Origin of the sequence: Noviherbaspirillum sp., from assembly GCF_036846085.1 — a bacterium.
Lineage (GTDB): Bacteria > Pseudomonadota > Gammaproteobacteria > Burkholderiales > Burkholderiaceae_D > Noviherbaspirillum.
In genome coordinates this window covers 1-16,551 of record NZ_DAIUCO010000033.1, presented here as the reverse complement: position 1 = coordinate 16,551, position 16,551 = coordinate 1, and the positions used below count along the sequence as shown (strand labels likewise).

General features: G+C 60.6%; 13 protein-coding genes. 5 read left to right on the top strand and 8 right to left on the bottom strand.

Annotated elements, in window-relative coordinates; genetic code table 11:
- From V7080_RS06090 to V7080_RS06075, 4 genes are all read right to left on the bottom strand, one after another.
- Positions 1–2,007: an acetoacetate--CoA ligase gene (locus V7080_RS06090; RefSeq protein WP_334187514.1), complete on the bottom strand. Its 2,007-nt coding sequence runs from the start codon at positions 2,005–2,007 to the stop codon at positions 1–3.
- A gap of 169 nt (positions 2,008–2,176) precedes the next feature.
- Positions 2,177–3,394, bottom strand: a complete 1,218-nt coding sequence (locus tag V7080_RS06085) for an MFS transporter (protein ID WP_334187513.1) — start codon at positions 3,392–3,394, stop codon at positions 2,177–2,179.
- A gap of 100 nt (positions 3,395–3,494) precedes the next feature.
- A complete protein-coding gene (locus tag V7080_RS06080; RefSeq protein WP_334187512.1) occupies positions 3,495–3,959 on the bottom strand; it encodes a DUF2269 family protein in 465 nt (154 codons plus the stop codon).
- Entirely contained in the window at positions 3,959–5,254 is a 1,296-nt protein-coding gene (locus V7080_RS06075; protein ID WP_334187511.1) for an SDR family oxidoreductase, read from the bottom strand. Before V7080_RS06075 ends, V7080_RS06080 begins: the two co-directional genes overlap by 1 nt.
- A gap of 131 nt (positions 5,255–5,385) precedes the next feature.
- On the opposite strand from V7080_RS06075, the gene V7080_RS06070 reads away from it, so the two are divergent.
- From V7080_RS06070 to V7080_RS06060, 3 genes are all read left to right on the top strand, one after another.
- The gene (locus V7080_RS06070; protein WP_334187510.1) at positions 5,386–5,859 is read left to right on the top strand and encodes a hypothetical protein; all 474 of its coding nucleotides are present in this window, start codon (positions 5,386–5,388) and stop codon (positions 5,857–5,859) included.
- Between the two features lie 134 nt (positions 5,860–5,993).
- Positions 5,994–6,848, top strand: coding sequence for a glycoside hydrolase family 16 protein (locus V7080_RS06065; RefSeq protein ID WP_334187509.1), 855 nt, complete (start codon positions 5,994–5,996; stop codon positions 6,846–6,848).
- 645 nt (positions 6,849–7,493) lie between these two features.
- Positions 7,494–10,415, top strand: a complete 2,922-nt coding sequence (locus V7080_RS06060; RefSeq protein WP_334187508.1) for an amidohydrolase family protein — start codon at positions 7,494–7,496, stop codon at positions 10,413–10,415.
- A gap of 295 nt (positions 10,416–10,710) precedes the next feature.
- On the opposite strand, the gene V7080_RS06055 is transcribed toward V7080_RS06060, so the two are convergent.
- Entirely contained in the window at positions 10,711–11,604 is an 894-nt protein-coding gene (locus V7080_RS06055) for a manganese catalase family protein (protein WP_334187507.1), read from the bottom strand.
- A 391-nt stretch (positions 11,605–11,995) separates the two neighbouring features.
- On the opposite strand from V7080_RS06055, the gene V7080_RS06050 reads away from it, so the two are divergent.
- Positions 11,996–12,856 carry a ZIP family metal transporter gene (locus V7080_RS06050; RefSeq protein WP_442947190.1) on the top strand — a complete coding sequence of 287 codons (861 nt, stop codon included), beginning with the start codon at positions 11,996–11,998 and terminating at the stop codon, positions 12,854–12,856.
- 231 nt (positions 12,857–13,087) lie between these two features.
- Entirely contained in the window at positions 13,088–14,068 is a 981-nt protein-coding gene (locus tag V7080_RS06045) for a Bug family tripartite tricarboxylate transporter substrate binding protein (protein WP_334187505.1), read from the top strand.
- Positions 14,069–14,196: 128 nt separating this feature from the next.
- On the opposite strand, the gene V7080_RS06040 is transcribed toward V7080_RS06045, so the two are convergent.
- From V7080_RS06040 to V7080_RS06030, 3 genes are read right to left on the bottom strand one after another with little or no spacing between them, the layout of a single operon-like run.
- Positions 14,197–14,514 (bottom strand): hypothetical protein, encoded by a 318-nt coding sequence (locus tag V7080_RS06040; RefSeq protein ID WP_334187504.1) that lies wholly within the window; start codon positions 14,512–14,514, stop codon positions 14,197–14,199.
- Positions 14,515–14,564: 50 nt separating this feature from the next.
- A complete protein-coding gene (locus tag V7080_RS06035) occupies positions 14,565–15,836 on the bottom strand; it encodes a c-type cytochrome (protein WP_334187527.1) in 1,272 nt (423 codons plus the stop codon).
- Between the two features lie 2 nt (positions 15,837–15,838).
- Entirely contained in the window at positions 15,839–16,546 is a 708-nt protein-coding gene (locus V7080_RS06030) for a c-type cytochrome (RefSeq protein WP_442947189.1), read from the bottom strand.
- Between the last annotated feature and the right edge of the window lie 5 nt (positions 16,547–16,551).

Here is a 16,551-nt window from a genome sequence, read left to right as displayed (position 1 = left end):
TCAGCCTGCCGTTTGCCCGGGCGCTTCATTCTCGGCAATGCCGGCATCGCGCCGGCGGGCGAAGTCGATGAAATACGCCAGGCTGCCCGGATTGGCCATCGCATCCGGGTTGGCCACCTGTTCCAATGCCATGCCGAGCAGCAGCTTCTTGACCGGCAGTTCCATCTTCTTGCCGGTGAGCGTGCGCGGCACTTCCGCCACCGCGAACACCTCGTTCGGTACATGGCGGGCCGACAGCGCGCTGCGGATGTTGTCGTTGATGCGCTTCACCAGCCCGTCGTCCAGCGCGACGCCGGGACGCAGCACGACGAACAGCGGCATATACGATTCCCGGCCGAGGTATTCGAGGTCGACCACCAGGCTGTCGAGCACTTCAGGCAGGCTCTCCACCACCCGGTAGATTTCGCTGGTGCCCATGCGGATGCCATACCGGTTGATGGTCGTATCGGAACGGCCATAGATAATCGCGCCGCCGCGCGGCGTAATGCGCAGCCAATCGCCGTGGCGCCACCAGCCGGGATAGGTGTCGAAGTAGCTGTCGTGATAACGCTTGCCGTCCGGGTCATTCCAGAAATACAGCGGCATTGACGGCATCGGCTTGGTGACGACCAGTTCGCCGACTTCGTCGATCAATGGCCGGCCCTGCTCATCCATCGCATACACCGCGATGCCGAGACCGCGGCACTGCATCTCGCCCGCATACAACGGCAAGGTGGGGCAACCGCCGACGAACGACGCCGCGATATCGGTACCGCCGCTGATCGACGCCAGCAGGATGTTCTGCCCGAGCTGCTCGTAGATCCAGGTGAAAGCCTCCGCCGGCAGCGGCGAACCGGTCGAGCCGATGGTGCGCAGGCGACTGACATCAGCCAGCTTTGCCGGCTCGATGCCCGCTTTCATGCAGTTGGCGTAATAAGCGGCACCGGCGCCGAAAACGGTGAGCTGCGCATCGTCGGCGAATTTCCACAGGGTGCCGAGATCGGGATAGCCGGGGTTGCCGTCATAAATGCAGATGGTCGCACCCACCAGCAGGCCGGTGACCTGGCTGTTCCACATGATCCATCCGGTGGTGGTGAACCAGAGGAAGCGGTCGGATTCGCCGATATCGTTTTGCAGGCCATGCCCCTTGAGGCTTTCCAGCAGCGTGCCGCCCTGCCCATGGACGATTGGCTTCGGCATGCCGGTGGTGCCGGAGGAGTAGACCACCCATAACGGATGGTCGAACGGAAGCTGCTCGAATACCGGCTCGCCGTCATGATTCAGCAAGGTCCGCCACTCGATCGTTCCGGGTACCGGGACCTCAGGCTTCAGGTAAGGCAGCGAGACGACATGCTCCAGCGTGGGCAAGGACTTGATCAGGGTTCCCAGCACGTCACGCCGGTCAAAATCCTTGCCACCATAACGGTAACCGTCCGCCGCGATCAGCACCTTCGGCGCGATCTGCCCGAACCGGTCCACCACGCTCGCCATGCCCATGTCGGGCGAGCAGCTCGACCATATCGCGCCGACGCATGCACAGGCATAGAACGCGACGACCGTCTCCGGCAGGTTCGGGAGATACGCCACCACCCTGTCTCCGGGACGCACGCCCATGCCGCGCAGCGCATGCGCGACGGATGCGATCTGGCGCCGCAGTTCGCGCCACGACATCTCGGTCAACGGGCGCAACTCGGATTGCGAGACGATTGCCGGCCTGTCGGGATCGTCCGGATGAAAGCGAAAAAGCTGTTCGGCGAAATTCAGCTTCGCACCTTCGAACCACTTCGCACCCGGCATTTTTTCTTCATCGAGTATCCGGGTGTAAGGCGCGGAATGCCGGATATCGAAATAGCGCCAGATCGATGCCCAGAAGGCGGGCAGATCATCGACAGACCATTGCCACAAGGCGTGATAGTCGGGCAGCGACAGGTTATTTTCGCGCGCGAGCCATTGGATGTAGTCGTGTATCCGGCTTTGCGCAATGCGTTCAGGGCTTGGGGTCCAGAGGAGTTGCGGGGTGGCGTTCATGTTTTGTCTCCGTTACGTTTTCATATGCGGGTATTGCCCGAATCTATATCTATCCATTACCTGTCAATTTATGTTGTACCGTGCCCTTCGCTCCCGGGAGTAAAGCAGGAAGCGAGCGGGTTTTCAGACGGCAAGCCGCCTGCCTGCGGAGAGAGATGGCGTTCACTCTTCAAGCACTGCGCCCCGGCAGCCGCCGGCTCATCCGCACCGACAAGATCAATATTCCCGCCGCTCCACTCAGCATCACCGCCGCCGTACCCATCGATCCGACCAGCAGTCCGGCGGCGCCGACACCCGCCGACTGGCCAAGAAAGAAGCAGCATGCGAATGCCGACACCGCCGCGCCGCGCCGTTCCGGCGCCATCTGGGTTGCATTGGTTTGCAAAGTATTGTGCAGCATGTAGAAGCCGATGCCGGCGAACAGGCATCCGGGCACCGCCCACCACCAGGCAGGCGCCACGCCGATCCCCGTCAATGCCGCCGAAATGAACAGGCCGCCCCACAAGGCAAGGCCGCGCTCGCCGAGACGCCTGACCAGCGTCGCCGACAGCATGGCAAACAGAAATCCGCCGAGGCCAAACAGCATCACCAATGCGCCGGCTGCCGTCAGCGATAGATTGAAGTACTCATGCATGTGCGAGGCGATGAAGGCAAACGCGCCGTACAGGAACGCGCCCTCCAGGAACACCGCCAGCAGTAGCGTTCGCGCCCATGGCAATGCCAGTACCTGCCCGAACTCGGCTGCCATCCGCTTTATGCTGAATGACTGCTCACGGTGCGAGACGCGTGCATGGGCCGGCAGGCGGCGGTTCAGCCACAGCAGGGAAAGCGCCACAAGGACGAAGACGACTGCCACGCCGAAGAATGGCATGCGCCAGTTCATGCGATCGGCAGCCGCTCCGCCGACGAGGACGCCTGTTGCGAGCCCAAGGATCTGTCCGATGAGGAAGCGGGCAAGCACCGGTTGCCGCCGCTGGTAGGGAACGACATCGCCGATCCATGCCATCGACAACGGGATCAGCGACGCCGCGGTCGCGCCCGCCATCAGCCTCGCCGCCAGCAGCATGGGAAAGCTGGGCGCCACCGCGCACAATAGGGCGGTCACGGCACATGCCGCACTGCCGCAGGCAACGACGAAGTACTTGCCGTAGCGATCGCCGAGCGGCCCGAAGAAAAGCTGGGCCAGACCGTAGGCGACGGAAAAGAACGTAATGACCAGTGACGCATTTCCCAGCGAAACGCCGAATTCCCGCGCGAACAGCGGCAATTGCGGATCGCATACCCGCAGGGAAATGCCGCTGGCGAACGCGGCAAGCGAAAGGAGCGGAACAGCGGCAGTCGGAATGGTCGGCAGCGGTTCGGCGACGGCTGCGTCAGGGTGCGTCATTCGGGTGCGTCATTCGTGAGCGGGGCTTTCATGGACATGGTCAGGCGCATAGTCGCGTACCCGTCACTCTAGCCAAATTCCGCCATTGCCGCTTGGCGCGCTACGCCGGCTTGGCGACCATCAGGTAAAACACGATCACCAACGCAAAGAATGCCGGTATGCCGAGCAGTATCCAGATACGCAGATAGCGCCAGTAGATCGGCGGCAGATCTTCGTTGCGCTCCACGGCTTCCTGCGCGAAAAGGCGCATGCGGATCTGCATCCACACGACCGGGAGCCAGCAGGCGCCGGCCACGAAATACAGCACGATGGACCAGACGATCCAGCTGCTGGTCATGGGATAACCGGCCAGATGCATCAGGTAGAAGCCCGTCAGCGGCTGCAGGATGATGGTCGGTGTGGTGAACAGCCAGTCGGCCAGCACCACGTATTTCACGACCACGGCGACCGCGCGCACGTCGCGGCTCAGGCTGGCGAACAGCATGTAGAAAGCGGAACCGAGACCGGTCCCGAACAGGAAGGTCGACGATAGTATGTGCAGCCATTTCACGGTGACGTAGTCCATCACTTCTCCTCGAGTTGCAGCAGCATCCAGATGGCGGCGAGCATCGGCAGGTTTTTCAATAGCGGGCCATAAGGATGCAACCAGAATTCAGGCAGCTTCCAGCTGATGATGGCGGTGTAGAACACGATCACCGCAAGCTGCGCCAGCCACAGCAGGCGCCGGCGCCGCATGCACAGCGTCGCGACGCCGAATCCGATATCCATCAGTGCGGCGCCATACAGCATCACCGGCGCCAGCACGCCGGTGATGCCTACGCGTGCAAGCAAGGCATAACTTTCCTCGACCGGATACAGGCCGAGCGACACGACACCGGTAACGATCCAGACGAGCGCAATGCTGATGCTGAGCATCGGCAGCAGCCAGTCGAGTTGTGCCCGCAGGCGGAGCGCCGGCGCCAGACCGGGTTCGATGAAACCGGCCGGCGCGCGTGGCGCGCGTCCAAGAAGCGCATGAAGCGCCGATACATCGGCCGTGTTGCCGCGTTCGAGCATCTGGAGCGTTTCCGGATCGAGCAGTCCGCCGGGCAATGCGCCGCCCAGTTTGGCGGACAGGCGCACGAGCGGCATCGGTATCGGCAGGAAGCGCGCCTTTCCCAGGCCGATCGCCGCGCGCAGCGTGGACAGGTAGTTGCGAAGCGTGACCGGCTCCGGCCCGGGTACCGGCAGTATTGTGCTGCCTGCGGAATCCGATGGTGCCGCCGGCAGCCGGTCGACCAGCGCCACGATCGCCGCGACGACATCATTCACATGCACCGGCTGGATCATCTGCCCACCGTCGCCAGGCACCGGAATCACCGGCAACACCGCCATCGTCCCGAACAATCTCGCACTGGCACCGTCTGCGCCGAACACCAGCGACGGCTGCACGATCACCGAGGCAACCGGCAGTCCGGAAAGAAAGTCGTCGGCGTCCTTTTTGCTGAGATGGTAGCGGCTGCGTGCGTGTTCGTCGGCGCCGAGCGCGGATACCTGGATGACCAGCTTCACCCCTGCGGACGCGCTGGCGGCGAACAATGCAAGTGGCGCGCGGCGATGCAGCGCGTCGAACGTTTGCCCGCCCTGCTCCCGCAGGATGCCCACCGCGTTGATCACCACATCGACTCCGCTCAACCGGGGCCGCCAATCGGCCGGATCGGTATCGCGAAGAAAATCCGCCTGCACCGCGTTTGCACGCAGCCTCGCATCGGCGATGCCGTCGGGATTTCGCACGGCACAGATCACCTTGTGGCGTGCCACCAATGCCTCGGCGATGTGTCGCCCGATGAAGCCGCTGGCTCCGGTCAGCAGTATGAGCAAACAATGGTCCCTTCCATCGCGGGGAACCGCCGCGGGCGGTTCGCATCTCAATTCAGAAATACCTGTCTGTACGACCTTTCGCCCATGGGGCGAGTTCATTTGAGCGTCTTCAAACCGATCAGGGAGTATGCATGAAGTCATGGCCACAAGCCTTGCGCGACGGAGCCGTGTCCGGAAGCTTGGGCAGCGCATTGTCCACAGTGATGCTGTCGGCCTGCGGCGAGCATGAAGCCGATGCGCCGCTTGCACCGACCAACGCCATCAGCCATTGGGTCTGGGGAGACCGGGCACTTGTGCATGATGAAGCGAGCTTGAGCCACACCCTGCTTGGCTATGCCATTCACCATGGGGCATCGACGCTGTGGGCGGTCGTGTATGAGAAATGGTTCGGCGAGGATGCGGAACGCAAGGCACTCGCACCGGCAGTCGCGGGAGGGTTTGCGGTCGCCGCCCTTGCCTGCTTCGTCGACTACCAGTTGACACCTCACCGCCTTCGACCGGGATATGAACATCATCTCTCGAAACGCTCCCTCTTCCTCGTGTATGCATCGCTCGGCATTGCCTTGCCCATCCGGGGCTACCTGGCGGCTGACCAAGACAAATAGTGCACCGCAATAAAAATCGATTCTGTCGTGCATTTTTCATGCATTTTTGCATGAAGATGCAGTTAGTTAATTTTTGAACCATTTTAAAAAAGGAGATTCAGAGTCGTTCCATCAACTGACTTGAAGGAAATATTTTGTCCACTTCAATTGCCCAACGTGTCTTCAAGGCATCCCTGTGTTGTGCTGCCGTGCTAACGGTTCTCAACGCGTCCGCTCAGCAAAGAGATTCCGGCGCCGCCAACATTTCCCCGTTTTCCAATTCACCCTCGAGTTCCGCCCCAGCTGCTTCCGACTCAACTGGCCCCTTCGGGCAAGATGCATCCGCGTACAGCCTCACTTTTTCCGATGAATTCGAAAACGGCTTCAACAGCAGCGTCTGGAATGAAGCTGCCGATGAGAATTACAGCAATGCAGTCACCAACTTTGCCGTTGAAGATGGCTCGCTGAAAATCTGGCCTGCACGCGGAAGAAACGGAGAGTTCTTCAATCGCATCATCGATACCAACGGAAAGTTTTACCAGCGGTACGGTTACTTCGAAATGGAAGCGAAGCTGCCGATCGGCAAAGGCACATGGCCAGCATTCTGGCTGTTCAACTACATTGATGGCCAGAAACCCGAGATCGACATCATGGAGGCATACGGTGGCGGCTCGGCAAGCGGATGGTCAGACGACAATTACCATCCGACAGGCTATGCCCCGGTGGTATGGCGCGACACTGATGACCGCGCAGGCTTTGCGCTGCTGTTCGGCCTCGGCGACCTTTCCGCCGACTATCACAAGTACGCCGTGAAATGGGAACCGGGCAAGCAGACGTTCTATTTCGACGGCCGGGAAGTCTATTCGGTCAATGCCGATATCAACCAACCGCTCTATATCAAGCTTGACCTCTTGTATGGCAGTGCTGCAGGCAGGCCGGATGCAAGCACCCCAACCGGTCCCGGCAATTCCTTCGACATTCGTTACGTGCGCGCCTGGCAGTTCAAGTAAACGCCGACGACCCATGTCGTGTTGCAGAGAACGCGTCCCGTCGAATCATGGCGGGACGCCATGGCGTCACGACGATAATGTATCGACTTCATCGATGCATTCGGGCTGAAGTATCGAATTCATCGTATCGGCCTGATCGATGCATTCACGCTGAAGGATCGAATTGATGGATCGATCCGGTCAACATTCGACGGTCGGCGCGTCGCAGACTGTTGCGATCGTGTCGTGCCGCGCCTGACGCTTTGACTTTCAACAAGGAGCATTCACGCCCAGATTTACAATGCCGGCAGTCGTCCAATACTGGATTTGAGGAGGATCAAATAATAATCCCCAACACCAGTCCGGAGACAACCCATGACTACGCACGACCGCCGCTTGCATGAATGTGCACATAATTCCGTTACGATTCATCCCTCCAGTTCCGCCTTCCCTTTCCGATCCTCCTTTCGACTACGACCTCGGTCAAGCCTGATTGCATTAGCAATCGCCGGACTGCTGAGCGCCTGCGGCGGACGCGACGCCGACCAGGCAAATGCGGGCGGCTCCGTTGTCGCCAGTAACCACCAGTCCGTAACTGTTCCAGAACTGAACAATCTCACCGGCCCCACGAGAGAAGTCACAGTCACCTTCAGCGAAGGGACAAACATGGCGGCGACGTCGTCGCCGGATGGCCAGCACATCGCGTTCACGGCGCAAGGCGCACTATGGGTCATTCCCGCGGCCGGCGGCAAGGCAACACGTATCACGAGCTGGGAACTGGAGCCGACCGCCCCGGTGTGGTCGCCCGACGGGAAAGTCATCGTGTTCCAGAACTATGCGCCGACCGGCAACTACCATCTCTATATGATCGAACCGAATGGTCAAAATGTCCGCGCGCTGACAACCGGGCCGCATGATGATCGCGAGCCTGCATGGTCACCCGACGGACTATCGCTGGTTTTCGCATCGGACAGAAGCAATGACGGCCAGTACAAGATCTGGCGCCTGTCCATGGAAAACGGCGCGCTGACCCAGGTAACCAGGGGCCCCGGCGCCGAGAGCAATCCGGTGGTCAGCCCGGATGGCACGCAAGTCGCCTATGCCGATACCGGCAAGGTTTATCGGGCTCCCATCTCAAGCGGCGGCGCACCGGTTCTCGTCGGCGATGGCGCTTTCCCCGCATGGGCACAGAACGGAACGGACCTGATTTTCCAGAATGCAGCCAGGTCGTTGATCGTCGGCGGACGGGAAGCCGTCACCGGAGAAGATTTATTTCCTTTCCCTGTGCGGTCAATGTCGGGCGGCAAATTGCTCTACACCGCGGACGGAAAGATTCGCACCCGCGATGCCAGCGGCGCAAATATGAAAGATGTTCCCTTCTCCGCATCGATCTCGGTCAAGCGGCCGACATTCGAAAGATCGCGCGACCGCGGCTTCAGCGATCTCGGGCAGCGCCAGGTGATGGGCATCAGCGCTCCGGCCCTTTCGCCGGACGGCACACGCATCGTTTTTGTTGCACTCAACGATGTCTGGGTAATGACCATCGGAGAAGCACCGGTACGACTGACGAACGATAAAGACCGTGACGGCAATCCGCAATGGACACCCGATGGCAAAGCCGTATACTTTTCTTCCGAAAAAGGAAATGCCGGCGCGCTCGCCGTGGATCAGGTCGATGTCGAATCGAAGCGAAGGACAAGACTTGCATCGATTGCGGCAAAGTCCATGGTCACACCGAAGATGTCTTCGACAGGGGACCGGATTGCTTATACAACGTTGTCGGGTCAATTGGAAATTTGGGATGTTGCCTCGAAAACTTCGCAGACAATTATTCCTTCAGTGAGCACACAGGTCAGTACGCCGTCTTGGACACCGGACGGATCGCGGATCATGCTCGTCGACAATGAGCGCATCAACAACCGCTTCCGTGAAGGCTACAACAAGCTGCGTGTGATCGAAATCGGCAGCAAGCAAGCGACCTTCTATCCCGTCGCCACGCCGCCGCAGCAGATTTCGGAACGAGATGAAGGCGCCGCCGCGTTGTCACCCGATGGAAAGACGGTTGCGTTCATCATGGATTCGGTACTGCACGTCATGGCGGTCAATCCGGATGGCTCACCCGCAGGGCCAGCCCGCGCCATCACTACCGAGGTTGCAGACCTGCCTTCGTGGAGCGGCGATTCGCAAACCATCCTGTACAAATCGGCCGGCAAGCTTAAGACCATACAGGCGGATGGCGGCGGCGCGCGCGAGATTACGGTGAACCTGCCATGGACCCAGGCAGTTCCGCAAGGAACAACGATTGTGCGCGCAGGCGCGGTATGGGATGGCGTCAGTCCGCAGGTGAAACAGGACATGGACATCGTCATCACCGGCAATCGCATCACGGCGATCAGGCCGCACCAGGAAGGCTCCGAGCGATCGGCCGACCGGTTTATCGATGCATCCGAACTGACGGTGATGCCGGGTTTGTGGGATCCGCATATCCACCCGTTGACCTTGTACCAGGGCGGACAGTACGGCCAGATCGCGGCGCTCATGCTGTCGTACGGCATCACGTCGACGCAGTCGGTCGCCGGCCCGCTCCATCAAAGCATCGAAATGCGTGAAGCGCTTGAAGCAGGCAACCTGAACGGGCCGCGCTTGTTCGTCTCGCCGCCGCTGTGGGAAGGCAACCGGCTGTTTTACAACTTCGCCCGCACGCTGCGCACGCCCGAGATCGCCGACATGGAGATCGCCAAGGCCAAGGCAATGGGTACGGACTACATGAAGTCGTATGTCCGTGCGCCGATCCCGATCATGGTCAAGATTGCACAGGGCGGCATTGACCTGGGCGTGCATACCGGCACGCACATGCTGTCACCCGGTTCCGCAACCGGACTCGGCGGCACCACCCACCTCTCGGCGACGCAACGTATGGGCTACGGCTGGTCGAAGTCCATCGGCGGATACACCTACCAGGACGCCGCGGACCTTCATGCCAAGAGCGACTTCCGGCTAGTGGACACGCTGTTCTCGTCGACGGCGCTGGTCGGACAGGACCCCGGGCTGATCGCCGGCGACCGTTTCCTGCTGGTTCCGCCGAACTTCGTGACCGGCCTGCAAACAGCGCAGCCGCCGACACCGACGCAGTTGGCGACCATCCGCAGGGATGCGGAGCAATCGGCGAAGGTGATGCGGGCCGGCGGGCTGCTCGCCTACGGCACCGACTCGCCGCTGGTAGCACCGGGCATTGCGCTGCATACGAACCTGCGGGGTGCGGGCATGGTGATGAACAACCATGAGGCGCTGCAGACCGTGACCATCAATGCGGCGAAGATGAGCCTGGTGGACAAGGACCTCGGCTCCATCGAGGTCGGCAAGCTAGCAGACCTCGTCATGGTAAGGGGCAATCCGCTGGAAGATCTGAAGGCGGCAGCGGATGTTCGATACGTGATGAAGAACGGCTTCAACTATTCGATCGCCGACATCGTCGAACCCTTCAAGACACGGGCGGCGCTGGCGGCGAGGAAGAAAGCCATTCTTGCCTACAAGAAGATGTGCGCGAAGGAGCATGAGGCATGCGAGCAGGGGATGCATGCGCATTAAAGCGGGGTAAATACGGTCAACTACCTGTGTTTGAACTATGTTTGACCGGCTCCTTCCCCCTTATAAGGGGGAAGGCTGGGATGGGGGGGTGAAGCCCACTTCACTGAATGTGATTGCTCGACCTCACTACCCCTCCTTGCAGGACGCATCTTCGCTTGCAAGCGAAGATCGTTCCGCAGGCGTGCAGCATGCTGCACGAAACCCCTGCTGCACCCCTAGCCCTCCCCCTGAGAGGGGGGAGGGTACCGGTCATCGGTGGGTTTGGTAAGGACCTAACGTAGCCTCCGTCAACTCCCTACTTCTTCCCGATCACCTGCGCGTTCTGCGCCCCCAGTTCCGCGCCGGTCTGCGGGTTGGCGGTCGGATCGGACTTCAGGCGCATCGCCGTCTTTTCCACCACCGCCATTTCGGCGGTCGTCAGCTTGACCGACGCTTCACCGCTGCCGCCGTCCACAGCCGCGATCTCCGACTGGTTCGACACGAACTGCCATTGATCACCCTGGTTCCATGGACCGCGAAGATCGCCGTCGCCCTGCGACATATTGAAGTACACATTCGTGAAGCGAGGATCGCCCTGCAGTTTTCCGGGTGGGAAATTTGATTCGATCGAGTACAGTGCCTTCTCGAATGATTTCTGGTGAGCGATTTCGCGCGTCATCAGAAAGCCGAGGGCTTCCTTCACACCAGGATCGTCAGTGAGATTGATCAGCCGCTCGTAGACGATCTTTGCCCGTGCTTCGGCGGCGATATTGGATCGCAGGTCGGCAGTCGGCTCGCCAATCGAATCGATGTAGCCTGCATTCCAAAGCTGGCCGCCGGAATTGATCAGCGCAGGGCCGCCACCGTACAGCACTTGAGTGACATGGCTGTCGTTACCGGCACCATTGATTGAACGATAAAGTTCTGCTTCCTCTTCAACACCTTCCGCAAGGCGACCCTTGCCGCCCTTGTTCAGCATGGCGATGATTGATCCAATGACTTCCAGGTGGCTCAGCTCTTCGGTCGCAATATCAAAAAGCATGTCCTTGCGGCCTGGATCGTCCTCTGCCACGGCCTGTGTGAAGTAACGCATCGCTGCTGCCAGTTCTCCTTGCGGACCACCGAACTGCTCAAGCATGAGGTTGGCGAGGCCGGGATTCGATTCGCCAACACGTACCGTGTATTGCAATCGCTTGTTATGTACGAACATAAAATATCTCCTATAGGTGCCGGATTGAAATTGAATGCGTTGATTCAACTCAAGGCCCCAATACAACGCAAGCCTTGTGCCCGCATGAAGCGCATGTCGAGACGTGCCACATATCGCCATTGATCCATTTCAAAGGCATTCCGGAACCGCATGGTGGAACATCTGTTTTGTAGGTAGGTTGGTTGGCGCGGTAAGAATTACAGCGGGGCCAGAAAGAATTTGTCCTCGATACGCAGGGAAAGTAGGAATTCGATGTCGCGCGATATGCCGTGCAGGACAAGGCATGGATTTCGCGTGTACAAATCGGCCCAAATCGCCATGACAGGAAGATCCTATGAATGACACCGGCTCGTCTACCGACAGCGAATCCCTTCAACTGCAATTGAAACCCATGCCATGGCAGCGCTGGGCCCTGCTCGCACTGCTGCTGGGTGCAATTACGCTGCTGTTCGTGAACATGCACAGCTACCTTGTCGATTACGATTCGCGGATCGCCGGTGCGCTGCAGGGTGGCGCATTGGCCGCCGCCGCAACCTTCCTCGGCACCGTACCGGTTTTACTGTCACAGAATTTTTCCCAGCGTGCGTACGATACGATGCTTGGGTTCGGTGCCGGAGTAATGCTGGCCGCAAGTGCGTTTTCCCTGATCATGCCGGCGCTGGAATCGGCTACGGAACAGGGGTTCGATTCCTGGGGTGCCAGCAGCATCGTTGGAGCCGGCATCCTGATCGGGGCCGCCTGCCTGCTACTGATCGACCGTATCCTTCCGCACGAACACTTCATCAAGGGTGTGGAGGGGCCGCGCGCCCGTCTGCTCAAACGCACCTGGCTCTTCGTACTGGCCATCGCACTGCACAATTTTCCAGAAGGCCTGGCAATCGGTGTCGCCTTTGCCGGGCCGGATGCGGACGCCGCTAAAACCCTCGCGACCGGCATCGCCATTCAGGACGTGCCGGAAGGATTGGTAGTCGCCCTGGCGCTACGCGGCGTCGGATATGGACGCCTGCTGTCCGCGGGACTCGGGGCGGCGTCCGGATTGGTCGAACCGATCGCGGCGGTGTTCGGCGCAGCATTGATCGGCTTGTCGACCGGCCTGCTGCCATGGGGCCTGGCCGTCGCCGCCGGTGCCATGCTTTTCGTCATCAGCCACGAGATCATTCCGGAATCGCATCGCAAGGGACATGAAGCCTTCGCGACCTGTGGGCTGATGCTCGGCTTCGTACTGATGATGCTGCTCGATACCGCTTTATAGAGGCGATTGCCGTGGGCTCCATTCAAGACTGACGAGAAATTGGCGTCGCCGAATGTTCCGCTATGCAGAATCGCGTTCCAATTTCGTTGACATGGAAATCACGTATACGTTAATTTCGCTCTGGAGCAGTAGGTAGATCCATTCAGGGTCGCAGCATCGCGCACTTGCGATTGGTTCCCGACCACAACTGCAATCAGCAGCTATAAAACAAATCCATCTCAGGAGACAGCAATGAGCTTCAACCGCCGTAAATTCAACCGACTTTTGCTCGCAGGCACCGGCGCCGTCGTCGCCGCCCCCTTCGTGCGCGCGCAGGGAGCATGGCCGAACAAGCCGATGCGCGTGATTGTTCCTTATGCGCCGGGCGGTTTCACCGATGTCATGGCGCGCCTGATCGCGCAGCATCTGTCGACCCGCCTTGGTCAACCGGTACTGGTGGAAAACAAACCCGGTGGCGGCAGCTTGATCGGCGTGGACGCGATCGCCAAGTCGCAGCCCGACGGCTATAACTTCGGTATCGTGATCGCCGCATACGCCGCCAACATGACGCTGTACCAGAAACTGCCGTACGCGCAAAAGGATTTGCAGCCGGTGTCCCTGATCGGCATCTCGCCGCTCGTTGGCGCGGTGAATAAAGACCTTCCCTACAAGACCGCGCAGCAAATGATCACCTTCGCGAAGGCGAATCCCGGCAAGATCAGCTACGGCTCATCCGGCAACGGCTCCGCCGTGCACCTCAGCACCGAATTGCTGAAGATGATGACCGGCACTTACATGCTGCACATCCCCTACCGCGGCGCGGCGCCGGCGCTCAGCGACCTGATCGGCGGCCATATCCAGCTATTCATGGATGCGGCGTCCGGCCTTATCCAGCCAATCAAGACCGGCAGGGTGCAAGGCATCGGCGTGGCGAGCGACAAGCGGCTTCCCGCCTTGCCGGATGTCCCCACATTCATCGAACAAGGGATCAAGGGATTCACCGGCAGCACCTGGGCGGGCATGCTTGCACCGACAGGCACGCCGCCGGAGGTCATCAAGCGGGTGTCCGACGAGATCGCACAGATCGTCAAGCTCCCGGAAGTGGTCAGCCGTTTCGAAACGATGGGCGTGTTCGCCTCCGGTGCCGGCCCGCAGGAGTTCGACCGCTTCATCGACGAGGAAATCAAGAAGTGGGGCAATGTCATCAAGACAGCGAAAATCACCGCCGACTGATGTTTCGATGACTGGCCGCGGGGTTGCGGCTGGAAGGTGCGGCTGGAATGGTAAAAAGGGGAATGCCTTGCATGGCATTCCCCTTTTTCATTCCCCGCCAGATTTTCACCGTCGGCATGCAGGACGGGCTACGGAATATCGTGGCCGCCATGCCGCAGCATGATGTCCGACGCATGCGAGGCCAATCCGTCATCGTCGGCATCGACCGTCAGAAGGATATTGCTCGGCTGGAGCGGATCGCCAAAATTGCGCTCGTAGGCCGTTCCCGGGTTCTCGCCGTCGGGATCGCCATTCCCGACGGCGAAGTTGCCGGCTGTCGGGCCGGCTTCGCTCTGGATGGATTCCAGGTGCACGCTGTCCGCTGAAAAGCCCGACGACAACAGTTCGTTACGGGCATTCTCCGCATGAGAAAGGTGGTTATAGATTTTTGCCACAGGTCCGTTCATTGCGTTCCTCCGAAATCAGGGAAGACACGCCGATTCCTGTTCCGTTCATCTCAATCAAGCGGCACCGAGCGATACCGCTGCACGTCCGCCGGACTGACGACCGATGCCTGGTTGCCCCATGCGTTGCGCGTATAGGAAACCACTGCGGCGACCTCCTGGTCGTTGAGCAGCGAACCGAATGGCGGCATGCCGTACGGCCGGGGATTGCCCTGGGTGCTGGGCGGGTAGCCGCCATGCAAGACCATGCGGATCGGATTCACCGCGGAGCTCATCACCACCGCGCGATTGCCGGCAAGCGGCGGGAACCCGGGCGGCTCGCCCTGCCCGTTCGCCTGATGGCAAGAAACGCAGTGTTCCTCATACAGCTTCGCCCCCAGGCGCAGGAAGTCGCTATCCTCCGCCGCAGGGCCGCGCTTGGCCGGTGCTTCGGATTGCGGCAGCGCTTTCAGGTACACCGCCATCGCCTGCACATCGCTATCGCTCAGGTGCTGCAGGCTTTCACGCACTACTTCCGCCATCGGCCCGGACGCGGCGGCGCGTTCCGACACGCCTGTCTTCAGCAGGCTGATGATCTGCTGCGTTTCCCAACCGCCCAGCCATGCCTCGTCGGCGGACGTCAGCGACGGCGCATACCAGTTCAGCATGGGAATCAGTCCGCCGCCGAGCGGATCGCTTTCACGCGTCGCGCCGAGCGCATTGCGCTCCGTATGGCAGGCGCTGCAATGGCCGAGTCCCTCGACGAGGTAAGCGCCCCGGTTCCATTCGACACTCTGCCCCTGCTGCGGGCGATGCACCTCGGGGCGGAAATACAGTGCGCGCCAGGCGGCCAGCAGGATGCGCTGGTTGTAAGGGAAGCGCAGATCCGGCGTGCGGTTTGCCTGCGCCACCGGCTTGCGTGTTTTCAGATACAGGTACATCGCATCCGAATCGGCGCGCGTGACCTTGCTGTAGTTCGGATAGGGAAATGCCGGATACAGCAGGCTGCCGTCACGGGATTTTCCGTTATGCATCGCGCGCCAGAAATCATCGGCGGTCCAGGCGCCGATACCGGTGTCCGCGTCCGGCGTGAGATTGCTCGAATAGATCGTGCCGAACGGTGTCTCTATTCCCCTTCCCCCGGCGTAATCGGCGCCACCGCGCGTAGTATGGCAGGCCATGCAGTTGCCGACCCGCGCAAGGTAAGCGCCGCGCTCGACCGCTTCCGGCGAGGCGACGGGCGGCGGTGCGACGGCGTCGGTCCCGTCCTCCGACAGGCCCAGGTACAAGGTCAGTCCAAGCAGCGCCACCATGATGAGGACGAGGGACAGCAGGATGCGTTTCATCGTCATGGCTTATTGCCCCCGTAGCTGCCGCAGGGAATGGGAAGCTTGACGCTGCCGAATGCGATGGGCGCGTAATCCTTCGGCACCGGCTGGGTAGCGAGCCATGCGGAAGCGGCGCTGATTTCATCGGTCGTCAATTGCTTGGTGATCTGCGCCATGCAATCCGGCGCAGCCGCGCGGCGGGCTCCATCGCGCCAGGCGCCGAACTGCGCATTGATATAGTCGCGGGGTAAGCCGAGCAGCCCGGGAATGCTGGGCGCCACGCCGGTCAGTGTATTGCCGTGGCAAGCGATGCACGCGGGCATATTTCTACCCGGATCGCCGTCCATTACCAATGCGCGGCCTCTTTCCAGGACTGCCTTTGACACATCCACTGACTGCGGCGGCGGGTACGGCGGATGCTGATTGGCGAAAAACGTCGCCATCTCCATCAGGTAATCGTCGGACAAATGCTGGACCATGTAGGTCATCAATGCGTACTGCTTGCGGCGGCCATCGCGGAAGTTCACGAGCTGGTTGTACAGGTAGCCGGCGGGTTTACCGGCGATGCGCGGGTAATACCCATCGCTTGCGGCCTTGCCAGCTTCGCCGTGGCACGCCATGCATGGCGCGACGCGTTTGGTCATTGCGTCCTGTGCGGATGCGGGGGCCGAGGCGGCGAGGCACAGGGCTGCGGTGAGGAAAGTGAGGTGTTTGGTGAGGTGCGGCATGGGGG

Bases quoted from the DNA above. Each gene is read 5' to 3' on its own strand.
- V7080_RS06090 (WP_334187514.1), bottom strand. From the start codon at position 2,007: ATGAACGCCACCCCGCAACTCCTCTGGACCCCAAGCCCTGAACGCATT.
- V7080_RS06085 (WP_334187513.1), bottom strand. From the start codon at position 3,394: ATGACGCACCCTGACGCAGCCGTCGCCGAACCGCTGCCGACCATTCCG.
- V7080_RS06080 (WP_334187512.1), bottom strand. From the start codon at position 3,959: ATGGACTACGTCACCGTGAAATGGCTGCACATACTATCGTCGACCTTC.
- V7080_RS06070 (WP_334187510.1), top strand. From the start codon at position 5,386: ATGAAGTCATGGCCACAAGCCTTGCGCGACGGAGCCGTGTCCGGAAGC.
- V7080_RS06060 (WP_334187508.1), top strand. From the start codon at position 7,494: ATGGCGGCGACGTCGTCGCCGGATGGCCAGCACATCGCGTTCACGGCG.
- V7080_RS06055 (WP_334187507.1), bottom strand. From the start codon at position 11,604: ATGTTCGTACATAACAAGCGATTGCAATACACGGTACGTGTTGGCGAA.
- V7080_RS06050 (WP_442947190.1), top strand. From the start codon at position 11,996: ATGCCATGGCAGCGCTGGGCCCTGCTCGCACTGCTGCTGGGTGCAATT.
- V7080_RS06045 (WP_334187505.1), top strand. From the start codon at position 13,088: ATGAGCTTCAACCGCCGTAAATTCAACCGACTTTTGCTCGCAGGCACC.
- V7080_RS06040 (WP_334187504.1), bottom strand. From the start codon at position 14,514: ATGAACGGACCTGTGGCAAAAATCTATAACCACCTTTCTCATGCGGAG.
- V7080_RS06035 (WP_334187527.1), bottom strand. From the start codon at position 15,836: ATGAAACGCATCCTGCTGTCCCTCGTCCTCATCATGGTGGCGCTGCTT.
- V7080_RS06030 (WP_442947189.1), bottom strand. From the start codon at position 16,546: ATGCCGCACCTCACCAAACACCTCACTTTCCTCACCGCAGCCCTGTGC.